Origin of the sequence: Comamonas kerstersii, from assembly GCF_008801935.1 — a bacterium.
GTDB classification, from domain to species: Bacteria; Pseudomonadota; Gammaproteobacteria; order Burkholderiales; family Burkholderiaceae_C; genus Comamonas; species Comamonas kerstersii.
The window spans coordinates 22,057-45,098 of sequence record NZ_VZOT01000012.1; the positions used below are offsets into that span (position 1 = coordinate 22,057).

At 59.2% G+C, this 23,042-nt stretch carries 24 protein-coding genes; 6 read left to right on the forward strand and 18 right to left on the reverse strand.

Going from position 1 to position 23,042, the window contains the following annotated elements:
- Positions 1 to 175 precede the first annotated feature (175 nt).
- The 6 genes from aroQ to F7P80_RS13660 all read left to right on the forward strand — a co-directional run bounded on the left by aroQ (position 176) and on the right by F7P80_RS13660 (position 4,015).
- The gene (gene aroQ, locus F7P80_RS13635) at positions 176 to 622 is read left to right on the forward strand and encodes a type II 3-dehydroquinate dehydratase (RefSeq protein ID WP_151045522.1); all 447 of its coding nucleotides are present in this window, start codon (positions 176 to 178) and stop codon (positions 620 to 622) included.
- Positions 619 to 1,572, forward strand: coding sequence for an alpha/beta fold hydrolase (locus F7P80_RS13640; protein ID WP_249041478.1), 954 nt, complete (start codon positions 619 to 621; stop codon positions 1,570 to 1,572). Before aroQ ends, F7P80_RS13640 begins: the two co-directional genes overlap by 4 nt.
- A gap of 92 nt (positions 1,573 to 1,664) precedes the next feature.
- Positions 1,665 to 2,492, forward strand: a complete 828-nt coding sequence (locus F7P80_RS13645; RefSeq protein ID WP_114070918.1) for a dioxygenase family protein — start codon at positions 1,665 to 1,667, stop codon at positions 2,490 to 2,492.
- A 53-nt stretch (positions 2,493 to 2,545) separates the two neighbouring features.
- Complete coding sequence (locus tag F7P80_RS13650; RefSeq protein ID WP_058879623.1) at positions 2,546 to 3,208, forward strand: alpha/beta hydrolase; 663 nt, start codon at positions 2,546 to 2,548, stop codon at positions 3,206 to 3,208.
- A gap of 173 nt (positions 3,209 to 3,381) precedes the next feature.
- Positions 3,382 to 3,600 (forward strand): HP1242/YdcH family protein, encoded by a 219-nt coding sequence (locus tag F7P80_RS13655; RefSeq protein ID WP_054066402.1) that lies wholly within the window; start codon positions 3,382 to 3,384, stop codon positions 3,598 to 3,600.
- Between the two features lie 121 nt (positions 3,601 to 3,721).
- A complete protein-coding gene (locus F7P80_RS13660) occupies positions 3,722 to 4,015 on the forward strand; it encodes an HP1242/YdcH family protein (RefSeq protein WP_170265390.1) in 294 nt (97 codons plus the stop codon).
- 107 nt (positions 4,016 to 4,122) lie between these two features.
- Here the strand turns inward: F7P80_RS13660 and F7P80_RS13665 are convergent, their stop codons facing one another.
- The 18 genes from F7P80_RS13665 to scpB form a co-directional block, all read right to left on the reverse strand.
- Positions 4,123 to 4,647: a phosphoribosyltransferase gene (locus tag F7P80_RS13665; RefSeq protein ID WP_151045527.1), complete on the reverse strand. Its 525-nt coding sequence runs from the start codon at positions 4,645 to 4,647 to the stop codon at positions 4,123 to 4,125.
- A 54-nt stretch (positions 4,648 to 4,701) separates the two neighbouring features.
- A complete protein-coding gene (locus F7P80_RS13670) occupies positions 4,702 to 6,078 on the reverse strand; it encodes an adenylosuccinate synthase (protein WP_151045529.1) in 1,377 nt (458 codons plus the stop codon).
- Between the two features lie 30 nt (positions 6,079 to 6,108).
- Positions 6,109 to 7,257, reverse strand: coding sequence for an ATP phosphoribosyltransferase regulatory subunit (locus tag F7P80_RS13675; protein WP_054066405.1), 1,149 nt, complete (start codon positions 7,255 to 7,257; stop codon positions 6,109 to 6,111).
- 250 nt (positions 7,258 to 7,507) lie between these two features.
- On the reverse strand, positions 7,508 to 8,398 hold the full coding sequence (gene hflC, locus F7P80_RS13680; RefSeq protein WP_054066406.1) for a protease modulator HflC: 891 nt from the start codon (positions 8,396 to 8,398) through the stop codon (positions 7,508 to 7,510).
- A gap of 11 nt (positions 8,399 to 8,409) precedes the next feature.
- Entirely contained in the window at positions 8,410 to 9,777 is a 1,368-nt protein-coding gene (gene hflK, locus F7P80_RS13685) for an FtsH protease activity modulator HflK (RefSeq protein ID WP_151045531.1), read from the reverse strand.
- Positions 9,778 to 9,847: 70 nt separating this feature from the next.
- The gene (hflX, locus tag F7P80_RS13690) at positions 9,848 to 11,047 is read right to left on the reverse strand and encodes a GTPase HflX (protein WP_151045533.1); all 1,200 of its coding nucleotides are present in this window, start codon (positions 11,045 to 11,047) and stop codon (positions 9,848 to 9,850) included.
- A gap of 55 nt (positions 11,048 to 11,102) precedes the next feature.
- Entirely contained in the window at positions 11,103 to 11,357 is a 255-nt protein-coding gene (gene hfq / locus F7P80_RS13695; protein WP_054066409.1) for an RNA chaperone Hfq, read from the reverse strand.
- Between the two features lie 116 nt (positions 11,358 to 11,473).
- The gene (gene der, locus F7P80_RS13700) at positions 11,474 to 12,814 is read right to left on the reverse strand and encodes a ribosome biogenesis GTPase Der (protein ID WP_151045535.1); all 1,341 of its coding nucleotides are present in this window, start codon (positions 12,812 to 12,814) and stop codon (positions 11,474 to 11,476) included.
- Positions 12,815 to 12,827: 13 nt separating this feature from the next.
- Entirely contained in the window at positions 12,828 to 13,925 is a 1,098-nt protein-coding gene (gene bamB, locus F7P80_RS13705) for an outer membrane protein assembly factor BamB (RefSeq protein ID WP_249041479.1), read from the reverse strand.
- 72 nt (positions 13,926 to 13,997) lie between these two features.
- A complete protein-coding gene (locus F7P80_RS13710; protein ID WP_058879626.1) occupies positions 13,998 to 14,669 on the reverse strand; it encodes a YfgM family protein in 672 nt (223 codons plus the stop codon).
- Between the two features lie 18 nt (positions 14,670 to 14,687).
- Positions 14,688 to 15,983 carry a histidine--tRNA ligase gene (gene hisS / locus F7P80_RS13715; RefSeq protein WP_054066413.1) on the reverse strand — a complete coding sequence of 432 codons (1,296 nt, stop codon included), beginning with the start codon at positions 15,981 to 15,983 and terminating at the stop codon, positions 14,688 to 14,690.
- Between the two features lie 124 nt (positions 15,984 to 16,107).
- Positions 16,108 to 17,382: a flavodoxin-dependent (E)-4-hydroxy-3-methylbut-2-enyl-diphosphate synthase gene (gene ispG, locus F7P80_RS13720; RefSeq protein ID WP_054066414.1), complete on the reverse strand. Its 1,275-nt coding sequence runs from the start codon at positions 17,380 to 17,382 to the stop codon at positions 16,108 to 16,110.
- 1 nt (position 17,383) lies between these two features.
- Positions 17,384 to 18,316, reverse strand: a complete 933-nt coding sequence (locus tag F7P80_RS13725; RefSeq protein ID WP_151045537.1) for a helix-turn-helix domain-containing protein — start codon at positions 18,314 to 18,316, stop codon at positions 17,384 to 17,386.
- A complete protein-coding gene (gene pilW / locus F7P80_RS13730) occupies positions 18,309 to 19,103 on the reverse strand; it encodes a type IV pilus biogenesis/stability protein PilW (RefSeq protein WP_211372043.1) in 795 nt (264 codons plus the stop codon). Before pilW ends, F7P80_RS13725 begins: the two co-directional genes overlap by 8 nt.
- Before the next feature lie 58 nt (positions 19,104 to 19,161).
- On the reverse strand, positions 19,162 to 20,283 hold the full coding sequence (gene rlmN / locus F7P80_RS13735; protein WP_151045539.1) for a dual-specificity RNA methyltransferase RlmN: 1,122 nt from the start codon (positions 20,281 to 20,283) through the stop codon (positions 19,162 to 19,164).
- Positions 20,284 to 20,374: 91 nt separating this feature from the next.
- Positions 20,375 to 20,800: a nucleoside-diphosphate kinase gene (gene ndk / locus F7P80_RS13740; protein ID WP_054066418.1), complete on the reverse strand. Its 426-nt coding sequence runs from the start codon at positions 20,798 to 20,800 to the stop codon at positions 20,375 to 20,377.
- Positions 20,801 to 20,912: 112 nt separating this feature from the next.
- Entirely contained in the window at positions 20,913 to 22,172 is a 1,260-nt protein-coding gene (locus F7P80_RS13745) for a pseudouridine synthase (protein ID WP_080025131.1), read from the reverse strand.
- A 30-nt stretch (positions 22,173 to 22,202) separates the two neighbouring features.
- Positions 22,203 to 22,955 (reverse strand): SMC-Scp complex subunit ScpB, encoded by a 753-nt coding sequence (gene scpB, locus F7P80_RS13750; RefSeq protein WP_151045541.1) that lies wholly within the window; start codon positions 22,953 to 22,955, stop codon positions 22,203 to 22,205.
- Between the last annotated feature and the right edge of the window lie 87 nt (positions 22,956 to 23,042).

The following is a 23,042-nucleotide window of genomic DNA, read 5'->3' on the forward strand; positions in this document are numbered from 1 at the left end:
ATTCTATGGACCACCTCCTCGCCACCATATTCCACCCGGACACTACAAGCACGCCCCAAAACGCCGCGGTTACGTGCATTACGGGCCGCCACCCCATCGTCGCTAAAAGCGATGGCCAGGGCTTACAGGAGCCGCATAATCGCGGCTCCTGGTGTTTGATTGAAGAGTGTTTGCCATGGCTAAAACCGTATTCGTCCTCAACGGCCCTAATCTGAACCTGCTCGGCACACGCGAGCCTGCGGTGTACGGCGCGCAGACGCTGACCGATGTGCAGCAACTGTGCGAGCAGACCGCAGCGCGACATGGCCTGACGCTGCGCTTTCACCAGAGCAACCACGAAGGTCAGCTGATTGACTGGATCCATGAGGCCGGGCAATTGCATGCCAGGGGGGAACTGGCTGGGCTGATCTTCAATGCCGGCGCCTACACCCACACCAGCATTGCCTTGATGGATGCCGTCAAGGGTACAGGTGTGCCCCTGCTGGAGCTGCATATCAGCAATGTGCATGCGCGCGAAGCGTTCCGTCATCACTCCTATCTGTCCCCCGTAGCGCGCGCGGTGATCTGCGGGCTGGGTGTCGCTGGCTACGGCATTGCAATTGACGCTGTCGCACAGTGGTGAGCAGCGCCCACCGCCTCATGCATGCATCCACCACACCTTCCACCCTGCCCTGGGCGGACAGCCCTGAAGCCATCGCAGCCATTGCGGCAGGACAGCAGCAAAGCCTGGAGGTACTGCACTGGCAAGCCAGCGCCACCAGACTGACCCATCCCCATGCAGGTGGACACACCACCGTGCACCACTGGGCCGCTGTACAGCCCAATGGGCTCCCCCCCCTGGTCTTATTCCATGGCGGCAGCGGCAGCTGGACGCACTGGGTACGCAGCATCGGCCCGCTGCTGGAAGCGGGGCATGATGTGTGGGCGGTCGATTTGCCAGGATTTGGTGACTCAGATGTCCCACCGGGCGTCTCCGATGCCGACGGCATGCTGCCCGTGCTGGCAGATCTGCTGCAGACGCTATCTCCCCTGCAGGCTGTGCGACTGCTGGGCTTTTCTTTTGGCGGCATGACGGCTGGCATGCTCACTGCCAACTACCCGCATCTGGTGGAGCAGCTGGTGCTGGTGGGGGCCCCTGGCATAGGGCTGCACAGCAAGCAGCCATTTCGTCTCAAAGGCTGGCGCCACCTGCAAGACCCGCGCGAACAGTTGCTGCACCACATCTACAACCTGGGTGCACTGATGCTGCATGACAGCAGCTGCATTGACCGGGACACCGTAGCCCTGCATGTGGCCAATGTGCGCCGCGACCGCCTGCCACGCCGCCGTATTTCCAGCACCGATATCCTGCTGCGCGCACTGGCCCAGGTGCAATGCCCGGTGGCTGCCATCTATGGTGCTTTCGATGCGCTCTACCCGGATGATCTAGACACCGTTGCTGCGCTGATGGGCGACCACGCCGCTCAATGGCAAGGCATGCAGCGCATTGCTGGCGCTGGCCACTGGGTGCAGTATGAGCAGCCCCATGCCTTTCACGCCGCACTGCTGCCACTTCTGGCCAAGGCCTGCTGAAGCAGGTGCTGCCACATTAACCGCATTCTCAGGACAGTGCGTGCTGCAATACATGACTAGTGTTAACACTGCAACGACCTAAGATGGAGACTATGTCAAACACACGCACATCCCTGTCCCATGCCCAGCGTCTGCCCACGCTGTTTGTTTCACACGGCTCCCCCATGTTCGCCCTGGAGCCTGGCAGCACCGGCCCAGCCCTGCAGCAATGGGGCAAGGACTTGCGCGCCCACCATCCGCAGCTGCGCGGCATTGTCATCATGTCTCCGCACTGGATGTCACCTTTTGTGGAAGTCATGGCCCACCCCGCGCCTGCAACCTGGCATGACTTTGGCGGTTTTCCTCCAGCGCTGTACCAGCTGCAGTACCCTGCACCAGGCAGCCCTGCTCTAGCGCAGGAAGTGGCAGATTTGCTCAGCGCACAAGGCTTTGGTGCGCGCCTGGATCCCAATCGCCCCATGGACCACGGCGCCTGGGTGCCCTTGATGCATTTGTTCCCACAGGCCGATATCCCCGTGGTGCAAGTAGCGCTGCCACAAATGGCTGATGCAGCGGATGTATATGCCATGGGCCAAGCCCTGCAAAGCCTGCGCGAACAAGGCGTATTCATCGTGGGCAGCGGCAGCATGACACACAACCTGCGCGAGCTGTTTCGCGGCGCACAGCCCACCGCTGACTATGTGACCGAGTTCTGCCGCTGGATTGAAATGCAGATACAGACCGGAGACATTGACACCCTGCTGCAATGGCAAGAGCGTGCACCCCATGCGCAGCGTGCCCACCCCACCGATGAGCACTTTCTCACCTTGTACTTCGCGCTGGGCGCAGGCGGTCAAAACGCGCAGGCTGAATATCTGAGCCGTGAGGTGATGTATGGCACGCTTGCCATGGATGCCTTCGCACTGAACCAGAAAGCATAGCTACCAGCGCTTGTTGGATAAGCCCTAGAGCCATTTTTTACTCCTGAAACACCATGCTTGAACTTCCTCTGAATGGTCTGTACCGCCCCGCAGCAGCCGAAACTGAAACTCCCTGGCTGCTGGTGCTGATGCATGGTGTGGGCAGCAATGCCCAGGACCTGTTTGGTCTGGCTGACCATGTACCTGCTGACTATCACCTGCTCAGCCTGCAGGCGCCTTTTGCCATGGGGGGCGATGCCTATGCATGGTTTATGTTCTCGGTGAATGCCGATGGCTCCCGCACCATAGACAGCGCGCAGGAACAGCACAGCCGCGCTGTGGTAGCAGAGACCATCCGCTTGGCCAGCGAACAGCTGGGCGTGCCCGCAGAGCGCGTGATCGTTGGCGGCTTCAGCCAGGGCGGAATCATGAGCCTGAGCCTGCTGCTAACGCAGCCTGAGCTGATGCACGGTGTATGCATCTGGCACAGCCGCCTGCTACCTGAAGTCCTGCCGCTGCAAGTGGCACCAGCGCAGCTGCAAGGCCGTAATGCCTGGATCAGCCATGGCACGCTGGACCAGGTCATTCCACTGCGCAGCGCACATGCTATTCGCGACCACTTACAGGCTCTGCCCGTCACCCTGAGCTACCACGAATATCCCTGCCAGCACAACATCCACCCGCAGGAGCTGCACGACAGCATGCAATGGTTGTCCACACAGGTCGGAAAAGTTTAAAAAACAGAGCAGGAAATGCTTGCCCATCTGCGCTGACTCAATAAAACACACTTCGCTTACATATTGCAAGTTCCCAGCTGCAAAGCTCTATGCAAGAATGGTCTGAAGGCGCTGCAGCAGACCATCCGGTCAGGCAGCTTCTTCTCACAATGCGCTTTTGAGAAAGGCCAAGCATGTTTCCTGAGTACCGTGAGCAAATCGCCCACCTGCGTGCCAATGACCGTCACTTCAGCCGTCTTTTTGACGAGCACAACAAGCTGGACCATGAAGTGAAACAGCTGGAAGACAAAAACTCTCCTGCCTATCAAAACGATATCGAGTTGCTGAAAAAGCAAAAGCTGGTCTTGAAGGAGCAGATCTACGAACTGCTGCGCAAGACAGATGCCGCCTGAGTTCTGAGCAAAGAGCACCCTCGTGGTGCTCTTTGTTTTTGTGCACTGGATGTTGCTGCACTGCAAGATTCAGCCGTGGTGCCCTCGGTACCCGACATGTCTTCATGACGAAAGGAAGCTTATGTTCACCGAATACCCTGAACAGATTAAGCAGCTGCGAGCACGTGACAAACGCTTTGATTACCTGTGCGACAAACACAGCACGCTGGATGCAGAGATTCAGGCTTTGCTCGATCGCAAGTCCCCCAGCCTGCAGCTGGAAATTGAACAGCTGAAAAAACAGAAGCTGCGCGTCAAGGAAGAGCTCTACGCCATGCTGCAGCAGGCGCTGCCAGAACTGGAGCTGAAACAGCAGAAGAACTATATGAGTCTGCAGACTCTGGCCCAGAGCGCAGGCATTCGCCTTCGCGCCTGAAGCCCCCTCTTTCGCAGCTCAACGCTGCGTGCACATAAAAAATGCCAGCCAGTGCAAACACTGACTGGCATTTTGCTTGGAAGCGTCTTAGACCGTAGAAGCCGTGCTTACAGCTTCCACTTTTCCATCAGCTTGGCAGGCGTCAGGTTGTCATAGCCTTCAAAAGGCTGGTGGATCCAGGGATTAGTCGGCAGGTCTTCCACAGAGTAGTCAGCCTTGAAGCTGGACACACCCTTGGTCCAGATCACGGCTGTACGCAGCTCGGTGATGGGAGCGTAGTTTTCCTTCAGACGCTTGACCACGGCGTTCAGTGTCACACCAGTATCCGCCAGGTCATCCACCAGCAACACACGACCCGCGATCTCGCCCTTGGGTGTGGCGATAAAGCGGCCGATGTCCAGATGGCCTTGCACCTTGCCAGCTTCTGCACGGTAGGAGCTGGTCGACATGATGGCCAGGGGCTTATCGAAAATGCGGCTCAGAATGTCACCGGGGCGCAGGCCGCCACGGGCCAGGCACAAGATGGTGTCAAATTCCCAGCCGGACTGGTGGATTTTCAGGGCCAGCTTTTCAATCAGACCGTGGTATTCGTCATAGCTGACGTACAGGTGCTTGCCGTCTTCAGTCAACATGGTAGGTATTCCTGTTTAATTGCGCGAGGAGCGTGTTTATAGAGGCAATACCGGCTACGCCGCTGCGTAGGGGTTTTGCATCAGGATAGTATGCGCACGGTCAGGGCTGGTGGAAATCATGGCAATTGGCACACCCGTCACTTCTTCAATACGCTTCAGATAACGGCGAGCGTTCTCAGGCAGCGCGTTGTAGTCGGTCACACCCACGGTCGAATCCGTCCAGCCAGGGATGGATTCGTAGATAGGCTTGCAACGCTCGATGTCGTCAGCACCCAGAGGCAGGATGTCGATTTTCTCGCCGTCCAGCTCATAGCCCACGCACAGCTGCAGCTCTTCAATGCCGTCCAGCACGTCCAGCTTGGTGATGCACAGACCGGACAGACCGTTGATCTGGGCCGAACGCTTGAGCAGCGCAGCATCAAACCAGCCGCAGCGGCGCGAACGGCCGGTAGTCACACCTTTTTCAGCACCCACGGTAGACATGACCCAGCCTGGTGTGCCTTCCTTTTCCCATTCCAGCTCGGTGGGGAATGGACCGCCACCCACGCGTGTGCAGTAGGCCTTGGTAATACCCAGCACATAGTGCAGCATGCCGGGGCCAACGCCTGCGCCAGCGGCAGCGTTACCAGCCACGCAGTTGGACGATGTGACGTAGGGGTAGGTGCCATGGTCTACGTCCAGCAGTGTGCCCTGTGCACCTTCGAACAGCAGATTACCGCCTTCGGCATGCAGGTCGTTCAGTTCACGCGACACGTCAGCGATCATGGGCTTGAGCAGCTCTGCATGGCGCATGGCTTCGTCGTACACCGCATCAAACTGCACTTCGCCATCCTTCATGTAAGGGCTCAGTGCGGCGCCAAAGTCAAAGTTCTTGGAACCCAGCACACTCACCAGAATATGGTTGTGCAGGCTCAGCAGCTCGCGCAGCTTGGTGGCAAAGCGCTCTGGGTACTTCAGATCCTGCACGCGCAGCGCACGGCGGGCAATCTTGTCTTCGTAAGCAGGGCCAATACCCTTGCCGGTCGTACCAATCTTTTGCACACCGCCTTGTTCACGGGCCGCTTCACGGGCCACGTCCAGTGCTTGGTGGAAAGGCAGGATCAAGGGGCAGGCTTCCGACACGCGCAGGCGGTCACGCACTTGCACGCCAGCCTTTTCCAGACCTTCGATTTCCTCGAACAGCTTACCCACGGACAGCACCACACCGTTGCCGATGTAGCACTTCACGCCGGGACGCATGATGCCGCTGGGAATCAGGTGCAGCGCGGTCTTGACACCGTTGATCACCAAAGTGTGACCAGCGTTGTGGCCGCCCTGGAAGCGCACCACACCTTGGGCGCTTTCGGTCAGCCAGTCGACCAATTTACCCTTGCCTTCGTCGCCCCATTGGGTGCCAACGACGACCACATTGCGACCTTTGGTTGCTTTCATAATCTCAAATCCGATGAATTGGAAAATGCCTTAGATGGCTTGAACGACCCATTGACCGGCGCTTTGCACCAGTACTCGGTCGCAGTGGAATTCGTCCACCTCGCTCTCGTGCCCGGGCAGCACACACACCACAGTCTCACCTTGGCTACGCAGCTGCGCAATAGTGAGACTCAGTTGTGCGTCATTTCCCCAGGGAGCGCGGATGGCCGCCCGCAGCGGACGCGATGGCACCACCGACACCAGCTGCTTGATGTCCAGCGAGAAGCCCGCCGCAGGGCGGTTGCGTCCAAATACGGCACCGACTTCGTCGTAGCGACCACCACGCACCAGCGCATCGCTGGCACCCGGGGCGTACAACGCAAAACGTGTACCGCTGTAGTAAGAGTAGCCGCGCAGATCTGCCAGATCGAATGTCACATTCGCATCGGGGAACTGCGCCGCAAACCATTTCAGATGCTGCAGCACATGCTGCGCACCAGGCGTGTGCGACAGTGCTTTTTCTGCCTCATCCAGTACAGCCACATCCCCATACAGCTGCAGCAGTGCCAGCAGACCTTCACGCGAAGATTGGGGAAAATTCTTGGTGAGCGCAGCCAGCGCTGTAGCATCCTTGGCAGCCAGTGCCGCATGCACTTTCTGCAGCACGCTGGCCTCAACCATTACACCTGCAAGCAGGCTGCGCACGATGCGCACATCTGCCAGGTCAACGGTGAAATCTTTTACCCCTGCGCCTTGCACGCAGGCCAGCGCCAGACTCAGCGCTTCAATATCCGCTTCAGGGCCTGCATGACCGTAAATTTCTGCACCAAACTGCAGAGGCTCACGTGTTGCACGTGGGCGATCTGGTGTTGCATGCAGTACAGGGCCGCAATAGCACAGACGTGTGACACCCTGGCGATTGAGCAGGTGTGCATCGATACGTGCAACCTGCTGCGTCATGTCTGCGCGCAAGCCCAGGGAACGACCAGAGATCTGGTCCACCAGCTTGAACGTCTGCAAGTTCAGTGCTTCACCCGTGCCGGTGAGCAAAGACTCCAGATACTCCAGGAGCGGGGGCATGACCAATTCATACCCATAACTGCGTGCCGTATCGAGCAATCCTCGACGCAGCTCTTCGATATGCCGTGCCTCAGAAGGCAGGACATCGGCAATATGATCCGGCAGGACCCAAGCGGACATGGAAAAAATGGAGCAGCTGTTAAAAACGTGATTCTATCGGCTATCAACACCCATCCCTAATAAAGGCTTAAGGCCCACCCACGATGCACGTTATTGCATACGGGACAGCAAAGCCACTCAGAGTGCGATAGCCCATAAAGAACCTCCCATAAAAAGCAAAGCCAAGATCGTGCTTGCAGCAACGTCTTGGCTTTGTGCGGGGCTGGCATGTCGCCATGCAGCGCCCTATCGGACTTTTCAGGCCAGCCGCTTACTTGTCAGACTTGGTCGAGCCCTGGTAAGCGTTAAAGAACTCTGTGCTGGAGGGGTCCACCACCACCACATCACCCTTGCTGGTGAAGGTCTGCTTGTAGGCTTCCAGATTGCGGTAGAAGTTCGCAAACTTGGGTTCCTTGCCAAAGGCATCTGCATAAATGCGAGCAGCTTCAGCATCACCTTCACCCTTGACCTTCTGGGCATCACGGTAGGCATTGGCAATGGTGATGTCACGCTCACGGTCGGCTTCCGCACGAATCTTTTCACCTTCGGCCAGACCTGTGGAGCGCAGCTCATTGGCCACGCGCTTGCGTTCCGCTTCCATGCGGCGGAATACGGACTCGGTAATCGTTTCCGCATAGTCCACACGGGTGATACGCACATCCACCACATCAATACCCCAAGGCTTGCTGCCGTTCACGGCTTCCAGCACTTCCTTCTTGACGTCAGCCATCAAAGACTCACGCTGCGAAGACAGCAGCTCCTGCACGGTGCGCTTGTTCACTTCTTCCTGGAAGGCATTGCGCACCACACGGTTGAGCTGCGCTGCACCAGCGGCTTCGTCCAGCCCCACATTACGGATGTACTCCTGTGGGTCAGAGATGCGCCAACGCACATACCAGTCGATCACCACGCGCTGCTTTTCAGCGGTCAGCATGGGCTCAACGTCCGAGCTATCCAGCGTCAGCAGACGCTTGTCGATATAGCGCACGTTCTGGAAAGGTGGTGGCAATTTCACGTGCAGACCGGGCTCGGTAATCACCGACTTGATCTGTCCCAGTGCATAGACCACACCGAACTGGCGCTGATCCACGATAAAGAGCATCGAACTTGCCAGCGCAATCACCACCAGCAGCGTAGATGCGATAAATCCAACTCTATTCACAAGCTATCTCCTCAGCGTGGATCGCGATCACGCGAACGGCTTACTTCACGTGCACGTGAAGTGCCTGCCGCCGCATTGCTATTGCCGGATGCACTCGATGCAGGTGCATGCGCAGCATCTTCCGATGTGAAGGATTGCTGCGATTTGGCGCTATCCATGATCTTGTCCAGCGGCAGATACAGCAGGTTGGAGCCCTTGTTGGAATCCACCAGCACCTTGGTCACGTTGCCGTAAATTTCTTTCATGGCATCGGTGTACATGCGATCACGCATGACTTGCGGAGACTTCTGGTAGGAAGGCAGCAGCTGCACAAAGCGCTGTGAATCACCTTCAGCCTGCGCCACGATCTTGCTGCGATAGGCATCTGCCTCTTCCTTCAGACGCGCTGCAGTACCACGGGCACGAGGCACCACGTCGTTGGCATAGGCCTGGGCTTCATTCTTGGCACGCTCGCGTTCCTGACCTGCCTTGAGCACATCGTCAAACGCAGCCTGCACCTGCTCAGGAGGACGTACACCGCCTTGCTGCAGGTTCACGCTAATGACTTCCACACCCACCTTGTAGCGATCCAGAATCTTCTGCATCAGATCACGCACGCGGGCCGCAATCTGGTCACGCTCGTCGGCCAGCGCAGCATCCATTTTCATGTTGCCCACGACTTCGCGCACTGCGCTTTCAGCCGCCTGCACCACTGCCACATCAGGGTTCTTGCTCTGGAACAGCCAGTCACGCGCATCATTCAGACGGTACTGAACGGCGAACTTGATTTCGACGATGTTCTCATCCTTGGTCAGCATGGCCGAATCACGCAGCCCTGTACCCTTGACGATGTTGTCACGACCCACTTCCACCGAGCGAATTTGCGACACATAGACCAGTTCATCGCTCTGGATAGGCCATGGCAGACGCCAGTTAAAGCCCGCACCGACTGTGGAGTGGTACTTGCCAAACTGTGTAATCACCGCCTGCTGACCTTCTTGCACGATGAAAAAGCCAGAGCACAGCCACACCAGCACGGCCACACCGCCAATAAGACCCACGCCCAGACCTGCACCTTTCATCTCAGGAGGCTGACTGCCACCCTGTGAACCACCGCGTGGTGGCTTGTTGCCGCCACCCAGCCAGCCCGAGAGCTTACGGTTGAGGTCACGCCACAGTTCATCCAGATCCGGTGGTTGACCCGCCTGGTTGTTACGCCCTTGGGAGGGTTGTTGCGAAGAAGGCGGCGGAACCGGACGGTCAGAATCCGGGCGCTGCTCACCCTCGCCCTGCGTGTTGTTGTCCTCTCCACGGCCCCAGCGGGGATCATTCAGATTGAACATCCCCCGCAAGCGTTCTGGCAGCACTGCCCATCGAGGGGCGCGATTCAGGAAATTCATGCGAAAAGTCTCAATTGGTATTGCTATGAACCAAATGGCATTGTGCCCAATCTTCAATCAGGCGCTTTGCTCAATCATCGTCTTCTTCTGGGGAAATTGGCGGCAACTGCAGGCTTTCATCTTCCTGCGATGCATCCGCAGCACCTTTGCTGGACAGTACAGCATCGGCCAGCATCTGGCGCAGCTGCGTCAGGCCTTCGCCTGAACGCGCACTGACGAAGACACGAGGCACGGCCACACCGTCCACATCGTAGGTATCCTGCAGCTGCACAGGCTTGCGCCCATCCGGCAGGGCATCCAGCTTGTTGAACACCAGAATCTGCGGAATATCCAGCGCGCCGATTTCTCCCAGCACCTTGCGCACCTGATCCATTTGTTCAGGAAAGGTTTCGTTCGATGCATCGACAACATGCAGCAGCAAGTCTGCATCCACCGCCTCCTGCAGCGTGGCCTGGAAGGCTTCCACCAGACCATGCGGCAGATCGCGGATAAAGCCCACAGTGTCAGACAAGGACACCGAGCGCTGCGCTTCCGTCAGATACAGCTGCCGTGTGGTGGTATCCAAGGTCGCAAACAGCTGGTCAGCCGCGTAGGCCCGCGCCTTGACCAGTGCATTAAACAGTGTGGATTTGCCCGCATTGGTGTAGCCCACCAGCGAGATGTTGAACACGTCTCTGCGCTCACGCTGGCGGCGTTGTGTCTGGCGCTGCTTCTTGACTTTCTGCAGCTTGTCCTTGGTCCGCTTGATGGCCTCGGCAATCATGCGGCGGTCCAGCTCAATCTGCTTTTCACCAGGTCCACCACGCCCACCAATACCACCCATCTGGCGTTCAAGGTGGGTCCAGCGACGTACCAGACGTGTGCTGATGTATTGCAGACGTGCGAGCTCCACCTGCAGCTTACCCTCATGACTGCGTGCACGCTGCGCAAAGATCTCCAAAATCAGCAAAGTACGGTCATTGACCGGCATCTGCATGTATTTTTCGAGATTGCGCTGCTGCGCAGGACTGAGCGCCTGGTCAAACAGGACCTCTTGGGCTCCATGCATCTGCGCCAGCATGCGGATTTCTTCCGCCTTGCCGCTGCCGACAAACAGAGCGGCATCTGGCGTCTTGCGCTTGCAGGTGATTCGTGCGACAGGATCCAAGCCTGCGGTCTGGGCCAGCAGCCCTAACTCTTCAAGCTCAGCATCAAAATGGGGAAGTCCGAAGTCAACGCCAACCAGGACGATAGGGGTGGCGTCAGGGGAGGAACTGGACGACGCACTCATATCCAAGCCTCCCCAGCCCCGCGCTGCTGCGCGGGGAAAGGATGAATCAACAGTTTCAAGCGGCCGCTGCCTCGTTGTCGTTGTTGTCAGCCACGTTGAAGTTCACGGCGCGCCCGGGAACGATGGTGGAGATGGCGTGCTTGTAGACCATTTGTGTCACTGTGTTGCGCAGCAGCACTACGTACTGGTCAAAAGATTCAATCTGACCTTGCAGCTTGATGCCATTTACCAGATAGATGGAGACAGGCACGTGCTCGCGGCGCAGTGCGTTCAGGAAAGGATCTTGCAGGAGTTGACCTTTATTGCTCACGATATTCTCCGTGTTCGGAAATTTTGTTGTAAACCGACACCTTACCACAGCGCTCTGTGCTCCCTCGTCCCCTAGGGATTCGTTCGCACCAGCGCCATGGTAATGGCTTCCCGTCCTCAGTCGGTATAGGGGTTATGGGAAGTCTTGAACTCAATCCGCAGAGGCGTTCCCACCAAATCAAACTCTTTGCGGAAGCGTCCTTCCAGAAAACGCTTGTATGCCTCCGTAATGTGCTCCAGAGAGTTGCCGTGAACCACAATGATGGGTGGATTCATGCCGCCCTGGTGCGCATAGCGTGGTTTGGGGCGGTATGCACCCACCTTCTTAGGTGTCTGATACTGCACAGCCTCCAGCAGCACGCGTGTGAGCACAGGCGTCGACATCTTGCAAGTCGCCGCCTTGTGCGCCTGCACGATAGATGCCCACAGCGGACCCAGACCCTGGCGCTTGGTCGCCGAGATGAAGTGAATGGCCGCAAAGCGCAAGAAACCCAGACGTGTCTCAATGGAGCGTTCCACCAGCTGACGCTGGTAGTCATCGACCGCATCCCACTTGTTCACTGCAATCACAACAGCACGGCCACTTTCCAGGATATAGCCCGCAATGTGTGCATCCTGATCGGTCACACCTTCGGTGGCATCGATCAGCATCAGCACCACGTTGGCCGTTTCAATGGCCTGCAGCGTCTTGACCACCGAGAACTTCTCGATGGCTTCAAACACGCGCCCCTTGCGGCGCAGACCTGCGGTGTCGATCAGCTCAAACTTCTGACCGTGGCGCTCAAACGGTACGGAAATCGCATCGCGTGTGGTGCCCGGCATGTCGAACGCCACCAGACGCTCTTCACCCAGCCAGGCATTGATCAGCGTGGATTTACCTGCGTTAGGGCGACCGGCCAGCGCCAGACGCACAGGACGCGCCTCAACGTTCTCAATCGTGTCTTCGTCCTCCGGTGCCTCGGGCAGGTTCAGCAGGCCCAGCGCCTGATCGACCAGACCGCGCACACCTTGACCGTGTGCGGCAGAGACGGGGTACACCTCACCCAGGCCCAGTTCGTAGAACTCAGACAGCTGGGCGCCGGACTTCATGCCTTCGGCCTTGTTGGCCACCAGCACGCAGGGCTTGCCCAGACGGCGCAGGTAGTTACCGATGTCATGGTCCTGTGCAGACAGGCCATCACGCGCATCCACCACAAACAGCACCACATCGGCTTCAGCGACAGCCTGGCGGGTCTGCTTGGCCATTTCCTTGAAGATGCCCTTAGAGGCATCAGGCTCGAAACCACCCGTGTCGATCACGATGTACTCGTGCTTACCCTGTCTGCCCTGACCGTAATGGCGGTCACGCGTCAGACCGGCAAAGTCTGCGACGATGGCGTCGCGGGACTTTGTCAGCCGATTGAACAAGGTGGATTTGCCCACATTGGGCCGCCCAACAAGGGCAATAACTGGTTTCATTGAAAACTATTCATCAATCCGGGCGGAAGCCGTAAACGCTACCGCCGCGGGTCACTACGACCAAAGTATCTGCAGCCACAACTGGCGTCACGGTCACGCCAGTTCCGTCAGTTGTCAGTCGGTTCAGATGTGAACCATCGCGCTTGGACAGCATGTGCACCAGACCAAACTCATCGGCTGTGACCACCGAGCGTCCCAGCACCAGCGGTGCGGTCAGCTTGCGGTGCTGCAGGCGGTCCACAGACCAGCCTTTTTCACCGTCCATCAGCTTCCATGCCTGCACGATACCGTTGCTTTCCGTGCCAAACACGTACTCTGCATCACTTGCAATTCCCACTGCTCCCTTGGCAGTTTGCGTCCAGGCCGTGCGTCCTGCATTCGCATCCACACAGCCCACGGAAGCCTGGAAAGCGCGCGCGCAGACAGCATTGCTCATACGGCTGGCAGGACCGACCAGATCCACCAGACGCTCCACGTCGTTGGTACCGCGAGGCGAAGCAATAGGCGCCTCCCACTCGATGTTGCCATTGTCGGGATTCATCGCAACGAGGCGACCAGACAGGCCTACCAGCAAGTCGTTGCCGTAAGGCATGAGCACGCCCTGCTGACGCAGCACCAGCGGCTCACCATCTCGGCGCTGGGTCCACAGGTGCGCACCGTTTTCTGCATCAAAGGCAGAGACAGCACGGTCTGCGGTCAGCACAAACACACGGCCACCAGCCACCAGCGGTGCGGTATAGGCAGCGGCGTTGAGCGGCTTGCTCCAGAGCTTGTTACCAGCATCGAGCACCACCAGCTGATTACCCGAGGTCACAACGGCAGCCAGACGGCCATCGGCACCCACGCCAGTCTGCAGGCGCTGACCAGCCTGGCCACGCCAGTTTTCACGGCCATTGGCGGCATTGATGCTGACCACCTGACCATCGGCCGAGGCGATCACCACGTTGTCGCCCTGCACGCTGGCGCGCACATTGCTGTCCTTAAGGGGGGAGATGCTGAGCTTCCATGCCTGACGCACGGGCAAGTTCACCACATTGGGGCCGAGATCCAGAGGCTTTGGAGCCTTGCTCGATCCAAACCACGCACAACCGCCCAAGGCTGTAAGCAGCACTGCAGCCAGTGCCGTCCGTTGAGCAGTCTTCCAGAAACGAGAACCTTGTTGGTGTTGCGCGCTGTGATTCACTTATTTTGTCTCCGTCGAGATCACTGAGTCAGAAGTTGCTTGCCCCAATGCGTTGAGCTTGAAGCCCACCAGTGCCCGGTAATCCACTTGCGGAGCAAGCAGTTTCCATGCCTCCTGATAGGCTGCAGTCGCCTCCTGGGGCTTGCCTTGTAGTTGCAGCACATCGCCCAGGCGATCTGCTGCCAAGCCCTTGAATTCTGCGGGGAAGCTGGTGCGCAGCAAAGCGGCTGCGGCATCCAGATCCTTCTCCTGCATCAGCACTGCTGCCAGGCGCAGCTTGGCGGTGGCCTGATAGCCCTCGTCCTTGCTGTTGTCCACCACCCATTGCAGGGCAGATTTGGCCTCAGCCAGCTTGTTGGCATCCACCTCGGACTGCGCCAGCACCAGCGCCGCATGATCGGCCTGCAGCGTGCCCTTGTAGTCAGCCTTGACGGTGTCAAAGGCCTGCAAGGCACGCGCCTGGTCACCACTGGCCACCGCGGCAACCACCACATCGGCCACGGCAGAGGCCTGCAGCGCCTGACGCTGCTGCCAGTACTGCCAGCCATTCCAGCCCGCAAAACCGGCCATGACCACCACTGCTACGGCAGTGATGGGCGTGCCCCACTTGTTCCAGAAATGCTTGATCTGTTCAAGTTGCTCTTGTTCTTCAAGGTCGAGGTGCGTTGCCATATCTGGTGTCGTAACAAATTAAGCGTTCGATTGTAGGCTGAGCGCCCAGGATGCCACATCGGCCAGCGATTGCTGCACTTGCGCACCCTGTCCGTCGCGCAGCGACTTGACGGTCACCATGCCCTGTGCCAGCTCGTCGCCACCGAAGATCAGGGCAAAGCGTGCACCCGAGGCATCCGCCTTCTTGAACTGCGACTTCATGGAGCCCATGCCCTCGGCGCCCGCCGTGTGCATCTGTGCGCGCACGCCGACTTCACGCAGTTGCGTGAGGGTGCGCAGCACCACAGGCATGGCTGCCGCGTCTGGCACGATGGCGTAGACATCCAGCTCAGGCTGTGGAATATCGGTGCCCAGCTCCTTGACCAGTTCCAGCACACGCTCCACACCCAGGGCCCAGCCCACGGCAGGCGCGGGCTTGCCGCCCACTTGCTCGATCAGGTAGTCGTAGCGGCCACCGGCGCAGATCGTGCCTTGCGAGCCAAGCAGGTCGGTCACAAACTCGAACACGGTGAGGTTGTAGTAGTCCAGACCGCGCACCAGACGAGGGTTGACCGTCCATGGCACACCGTTGGCGTCCAAAATGGCTTTGAGACCGTCGAAGTGGGCCAGCGAAGCTTCGCCCAGATAGTCCAGCAGCTTGGGCGCAGCATTGACCATGTCCTGCATGGCAGGGTTTTTGGTGTCCAGCACACGCAGGGGGTTGGAGTACATGCGACGCTTGGCCTCTTCGTCCATCACATCGGTGTGCTGCTCCAGGTAAGCAATCAGCGCCTCACGGTGGGCCTTGCGCTCTTCGGGCTGGCCCAGGCTGTTGATTTCGAGGCGCCACTGGGTCAGACCCAGACGCTTCCACAGCGACACGGCCAGCAAGATCAGCTCCGCATCCACATCAGGGCCGGCAAAGCCCAGGGCTTCCGCACCAATTTGGTGGAACTGGCGGTAGCGGCCGCGCTGGGGACGCTCGTGGCGGAACATGGGACCCATGTACCACATGCGCTTGCCGCCGTCGTACAGCAAGTTGTTTTCGATGGTGGCGCGCACCAGGCTGGCGGTACCTTCGGGGCGCAGGGTCAGCTTTTCGCCGTTGAGCTTGTCTTCAAAGGAGTACATCTCCTTTTCCACAATGTCCGTCACCTCGCCGATGCCGCGCACGAACAGCTGGGTGTGCTCCACGATAGGTGTGCGCACATTGCGGTAGGCAAAGCGCCCCATCAGATCGCGCACCTGCGCTTCCAGCCATTCCCAGCGCGCGGATTCACCGGGCAGGATGTCATTCATGCCTTTGACGGCGGAGAGTTTTTCGGTCTTTGCCACTTTGTCGTTCTCTCAAAAATGCAGCTCTTAAAAATAAGAGCTGCTTACGCTGATCTAGCGCGGTTTTCAGATAGTTTTATATTTGAAAGCCTTTATACACGAACGCTAGCCGCTATTGTTTTCATTAAGCCTGTGCACCACCCCAGCGGCGCTGCACATAGGATTCCACGATCTGCTGGAACTCCGTAGCAATGCCTTCGCCGCGCAGTGTCATGGCTTTTTCGCCATCAATGAAGACGGGGGCTGCAGGCGCTTCGCCGTTGCCGGGCAGGCTGATGCCGATGTCGGCATGCTTGCTCTCGCCGGGGCCGTTCACGATGCAACCCATCACGGCCACCTTCATGGCTTCCACGCCGGGGTACTTCATGCGCCACACGGGCATCTGGCCGCGCAGGTAGTCGTCAATCTGCTTGGCCAGTTCCTGGAAGGTGGTGCTGGTGGTGCGACCGCAGCCGGGGCAGGCCGTCACGCTGGGCACAAACACACGCAGCCCCAGGGACTGCAGAATTTCCGAAGCCACGACCACTTCCTGCGTACGGGCTTCACCAGGCTGGGGCGTGAGCGAGACGCGAATCGTGTCGCCAATGCCTTCCTGCAGCAGCACAGACAGGGCGGCAGTGGAAGCCACCGTGCCTTTGGTGCCCATGCCCGCTTCGGTCAGACCGAGGTGCAGCGCGTAGTCACAGCGGCGGGCCAGTTCGCGGTACACAGAAATCAAGTCCTGCACGCCGGAGACCTTGCACGACAGGATGATGTTGTCAGGGTTCAGACCAATGTTCTTCGCCAGCTCGGCAGAGCTGATGGCCGACGTAATCAACGCCTCGTACATCACCTGACGGGTTTCCCAGGGCTGGGCACGCTTGCTGTTAGCGTCCATCAGCTCGGCCATGATTTCCTGGTCGAGCGAGCCCCAGTTCACGCCAATGCGCACGGCCTTGTCGTACTTGGCCGCGATCTCGATCATCTGGCCGAACTGCTTGTCCTTCTTGTCGCCCTTGCCCACGTTGCCGGGGTTGATGCGGTACTTGGACAGTGCTTCAGCGCAGGCCGGGTAATCGGTCAGCAGACGGTGGCCGTTGTAGTGGAAGTCACCCACCAGCGGCACGTACTCGCCCATGCGGTCGAGCTGCTCGCGGATGTAAGGCACAGCCGCAGCCGCCTCGGGCGTATTCACGGTGATGCGCACCATTTCCGAACCGGCCTGGGCCAGCTGCCGCACCTGGATGGCGGTTTCCACCGCATCCACCGTGTCGGTATTGGTCATGGACTGCACACGCACGGGCGCATCACCGCCCACGGTCACGATATTGTTGCGCCACACCACGCGAGCCTGACGGCTCTTGCGGGGCAGCGGCGAGGCAATCGCTATGGGCGACGCCTGGAATGTGTGGTCAGACACTTCACTTCACCTCAAATCGGGCTACGTTGTTACGGGCAGACTCCTGCAAGTTCAACGCAGCGCCATCTACCTCCAGCGTGGTGGCACCGGCATTGCCCACCACCACCTTCAGAGGGCGGCTGGGTGCGGCCTGGTCCAGGACATCACCCTCCTTCATCATTTTCTCCATGACAACTTTGTCCTGCGCATCACGCACCTGGACCCAGCTGTCACCGCTGGCTGCAAAACGCAGACGGGGGCCTGCGCCAGCCTGGGCTTCGGCAGGCTGCGCTGCATCAGCAGACGGCACTGCAGCCGCAGCAGCTTCCGTTTCTGCGGGCGCAGGAGCAGGCTCCTGCGCTGCGGCTGCTGGCTGCTCGGCAACGGTGGTCTCCTGCACAGACACCACGACACCAGGCGCCTGTGGTGCAAACATCAGCTCAGGCTCCACACTGGCAGGCGCTGCCTCAACAGTTTCCTGCTCTTCAGACTGCCACTGTGGCAAAAAATACAGGCCTGCGCTGCCAGCGACGGCAATCAGCAAGGCTGCCACGATCTTGAAAGCACTGCCCGAGCTGCTGTCATGCGAAGGCGACATCAGCGAGCGCAAGGTCTTGTCCTTGAACGGCGCGTTGATGCCTTCGGGGTTGGCAGACAGCTTGGAGCCTTCGAGCTTGGGCAGACCGGCCAGCACTGGCTCGGAAGGAATATTCAGAATTCTGCAGACGCTCAGCGCCAGCGAACGTGTGAACACAGCGTCGGTCAGAGCGTCCCAGCGACCCTCTTCCAAAGCCTGCAATTTGTGCACAGGCACTTTCAGCATGGCGGCCAGGGTCTGCACCGTCATCTGCTGCTGCTCACGCGCCTGGCGCAACAACTGTCCGCTGCTTGGCTGCATGACTGCATCATCGCTGCTGTTTTGTTGATTAGCGCTCTCCACCACGACCTCATTCATTAAAAGCTCCCTGCTCGAACCATCGCCATTCCTGGGAATCAGGGAATTGCTTGTGTAATTGATCTGCCAGCTGCCGCACCTCAGCACGATCACCCAGACTTCGCTCCACCTTGATGCCCAGCCACAGCGACTGCGCAGAAGCTGCGGGGCCAGCATTCAGGCGACGCACATAAAACCGCGCGCGCTCAGCCTGCCCTGTGGCCTGCAGGACGTCCGCGAAATTGTAGGCAGCCGCAGGGTTGCCGGGATCGAGTTCGTAGGCTTTTTCCAGCGCCGGCAATGCCTTGTCGTTGCGCCCACCCTGCCGTAGGCAGACACCCTTGCCCAGCCAGGCACGCATGCGCACTTCATCACTGCCGCGCGGCGCTGCCAGCGATGCGTCGAAGTGCTGATCGGCCTGCACAAACTGGCGCTGCTGGCACAGCAGCCAGCCGATGTTGTAGAGCGTGTCTGCATCATTGGGACGCAAGCTCAGCGCACGGTCAAAGCTGGCGCGTGCCGCGGCATGGTCTTCGCGGGCCAGATGAATCCAGCCCTGCAGGTTGTAGGCATCCGCATTGCGCGGATGGACCTGCAGCGACTGCTCCAGCTCATTGAGCGCCACATCGTTGCGACCTTCCTGAAAGTGCAGCGCCGCCAGCTGCAGGCGGGTTTGCGCCAGTCGCTGACGCTGCTCTTCAGCCGCAGAGGCTGGAGCCTGGGGCTGCTGCACCTGCGGGGCAGAGGCACACGCGGTGAGCATGAGCGCCCCTACCAATCCCAGCACGCCCCAATGGGCTTTACGCATTGCATTTCTTACGGGAGAGGTGAGAGCACTCATGCACATCCTTTTTCTTGAAAAGCGACTAACGAACTGGCTGCAAAGGAATCGTACGTTGCTTGGCCATGCGTTCTGCCGCACGGGTACGGTCCTTCACATCACCAGCCAACTGACCGCAGGCTGCATCAATATCGTCACCGCGCGTCTTGCGTACCGTGGTGACGATGCCTGCATCGCTCAAGGCCTTGGCAAACGCAGCCACTGCTGCATTCGACGAGCGTAGCAGTCCCGAAGCGGGGAAAGGATTGAACGGAATCAAGTTCAGCTTACACCAAGGCTTGCCCTTGCCGTATTTCTCGATCAGGGCAATGAGCTGCTGGGCATGCTCGGGCTGGTCATTGACACCATCGAGCATGCAGTATTCAAAGGTGATGAAGTCGCGTGGCGCGAACTCCAGATAGCGCAGACCAGCCTGCATCAGCTCGTCCAGCGGGTATTTCTTGTTCAGGGGCACCAGGTTGTCACGCAGCGCATCATTGGGCGCATGCAACGACACGGCCAGCGCCACGGCGCAGTCCTGCGAGAGGCGGTCCATCATGGGCACTACGCCGGAAGTGGACACGGTCACGCGGCGGCGCGACAGGCCATAGGCATGGTCGTCCAGCATGGTGCGCAGCGCGGGCACCAGGGCGGAGTAGTTCTGCATGGGCTCACCCATGCCCATCATTACCACATTGGTGATCACGCGCTCTTCGGTCTTGAGGTGCTTGCGCAGGAAGTGCTCGGCAAACCACAGCTGGGCAAGAATTTCGCCCGTGGTCAGATTGCGGCTAAAGCCCTGATGGCCGGTGGAACAGAAACGGCAGCCCACCGCACAACCCGCTTGCGAGGACACGCACAGCGTGCCGCGATCATCTTCAGGGATAAAGACCGACTCCACCGCATTGCCGTCACCCACGTCGAACAACCACTTGATGGTGCCGTCCTGGGATTCGTGCTGGGTAATCACCGGCAGGCCTTCGATCACAGCCTGGGTCTTGAGCTTTTCGCGCAAGGACTTGGCCAGATCGGTCATCTGGTCAAAGTCGCTCGCACCGCGCTGGTGGATCCAGCGGAACAGTTGCGTAGCTCGGAAACGCTTTTCCCCCAGCGATTCGCAGTAGGCGACAAGGCCCTGGAGGTCAAAATTCAGTAGATTGGTGGTCATATAGCAATACCCCGGACCACTCACAGGGCGACACTCCCATGCAGGAGTGCCGCCGCAACAGCAAGCACGGCCAGCATGGGATTCACAGCAATTAACGTGCGTAAACGTTCATGCCGGGGAAGAAGAAGGCAACTTCCACAGCAGCAGTTTCAGGAGCATCGGAACCGTGCACGGCGTTGGCATCGATGCTGTCAGCAAAGTCAGCGCGGATGGTGCCGGGTTCAGCCTTCTTGGGGTCAGTAGCGCCCATCAGCTCACGGTTCTTCAGGATGGCGTTTTCGCCTTCCAGCACTTGGATCATCACGGGGCCGGAGATCATGAACTCAACCAGATCCTTGAAGAAAGGACGCTCCTTGTGCACAGCGTAGAACTGCTCAGCTTCTTGGCGAGACAGGTGCACCAGCTTGGCGGCAGCGATCTTCAGACCAGCGTTTTCGAAACGTGTGTAGATCTGGCCGATCACGTTCTTGGCAACTGCGTCGGGCTTGATGATGGAGAGGGTGCGTTCGATAGCCATTTGGATTTCCTAATGAAAATGGATGTATTTTTTGCCGGATCGGCAAAACCCTTGATTCTAGCGGTGCGCTGCCAACCCTAGAAACTGGTTGGCAAGCGCGTTTTTGCATGGATCAGCGGCGGCCACGGGGCTTGCGCTTTTGCTCGGCACGCGCACGTGCCAGGCTGTCGCTGCCGATGTAGCCCACCGATGTCTTCAATGGATCGGGCTTGCTGCTCGTGGTGGGCAGCTGGTAGTTGTTGTTGCTGGTGCGCTTGGGGCCACCCTTGGCAGAGCGGCGGGCACGCAGGAAGCGCTCTTCCTCTGCCGCATTGACGCGCGCCTTGTTGCGCGAACCTGCACGGTCCGAAGCACGGCGCACCGTGTTCTGCGTCGAAGGCTTGCCGGGCTTGGGCAGGGCCACACCTGCGGCGCTGACCAGCGCCTGCACATCTTTTTCGTCCAGCTCCATCCATGCACCACGGCGCAGGCCACGGGGCAGCAACATGGCGCCGTAGCGGATACGGATCAGACGGCTGACGGCACGGCCCACGGCTTCAAACAGGCGGCGCACTTCGCGGTGGCGACCTTCGGAGATGGTCACGCGGTACCAGACGTTGGCACCTTCGCCGCCGCCATCTTCAATGGAGCCAAAGGAGGCTTCGCCGTCTTCGAGCTTCACACCCGTGGTCAGCAGCTGCTTTTCTTCCTTGGTCAGCGCACCCAGCACGCGCACGGCGTACTCGCGCTCCAGACCAAAGCGGGGGTGCATCAGGCTGTTGGCCAGTGCGCCGGAGTTGGTAAACAGCAGCAGACCTTCGGTGTTCAGGTCCAGACGGCCCACCGACTGCCATTTACCCACCGGCAGCTTGGGCAGGCGACGGAATACAGTGGGGCGGTTCTGGGGGTCGTCCAGCGTCACCACCTCACCCACGGGCTTGTGATAGGCCAGCACGCGCACGGCGGGCGGGGCAATACGCACCTTGACGGGCTTGCCATCGACCTTGATGTTGTCACCCAGCTGAATGCGTTGACCGACGTGGGCCAGTTCGTCATTGACGGTGATGCGGCCTTCGCCAATCCAGCGCTCAATTTCCAGGCGCGAACCCAGACCGGCCTGCGCCAGCACCTTGTGCAGCTTGGGCGACTCCGCTTCAGGCTTGAGCACACGCTTGGCAGCGGCAGCAGGGCTTTCCGCTTCATTTTCTGCAGCGTCCAGCGCCCCAGAAATAACGGATTCAAAGTCATAGGCATCTTCAACCTGCATGACTTCTGCCTCAGGAGCTATATTCTTTGGAGTATTTGCTTCGGCACGTGGGGCACGACGTGCTGGCTTGGTTTCTTTGGTCATGATTTCCATTTCCGCGCCAGCCCTTGTGGTCGGCAGACGCATTCATTCAAATTGTGGGCAGCAAGCCTGCGTTCAGTCTTGCTGTGGCTCGGCGGGTGCTGCGGACTGTTCAGCAGCAGGCGTTTCAGCCTCGGGCTGTTCGTTGGTGGTCTGCGGGGCAGCCGCTTCGCTGTCTGATGCCAGGGGCACAAACACCGCATCCATGGGCAGTGCAGGCTCGGCAAACAAATCGCCTTCAGGCACGGCCGGGGGCTGAGGCTCGGCACTGGCAGCAGCGTCTTCTTCCAGCGCGGCAAAGAGCGACTCCTGCGCTTCTGGCTCATCCAGCATGGGCAGCTCGTCCAGCGACTTCAGACCCAGGTCATCGAGAAACTGCCGCGTGGTCGCCAGCAAGGCAGGGCGCCCCACAGTTTCACGGTAACCAATTTCTTCGACCCAGCCACGATCTTCGAGCTGCTTGATGATGAGGCTATTCACAGTCACGCCGCGAATGTCCTCAATATCGCCACGCGTGACGGGCTGGCGGTAGGCAATGATGGCCAGGGTCTCCAGCACCGCACGGCTGTAGCGCGGCGGTTTTTCAGGGTGCAGCTTATCCAGATAACTGCGCATCTCGGGGCGGCTTTGAAAGCGCCAGCCCGAAGCCACTTGCACCAGCTCCACGCCGCGCCCCGTCCAGTCCTGCTGCAGCGACAGCAGCAGATCCTTGAGCGTATCCACCCCCAGATGGTCATCAAACAGGGCGCGCAACTCCCGCAGCTGCAAAGGCTGCTGCGCACAGATCAGGGCGGTTTCCAGGACCCGCTTGGCATCAACCGTATTCATGGTTTAGACGCGGAAGCCTCACATGCGGAGAGATAAAGACAGATGGACCGGACCCTCACGGGCAAGTACACCAATGACAAGGGCAGA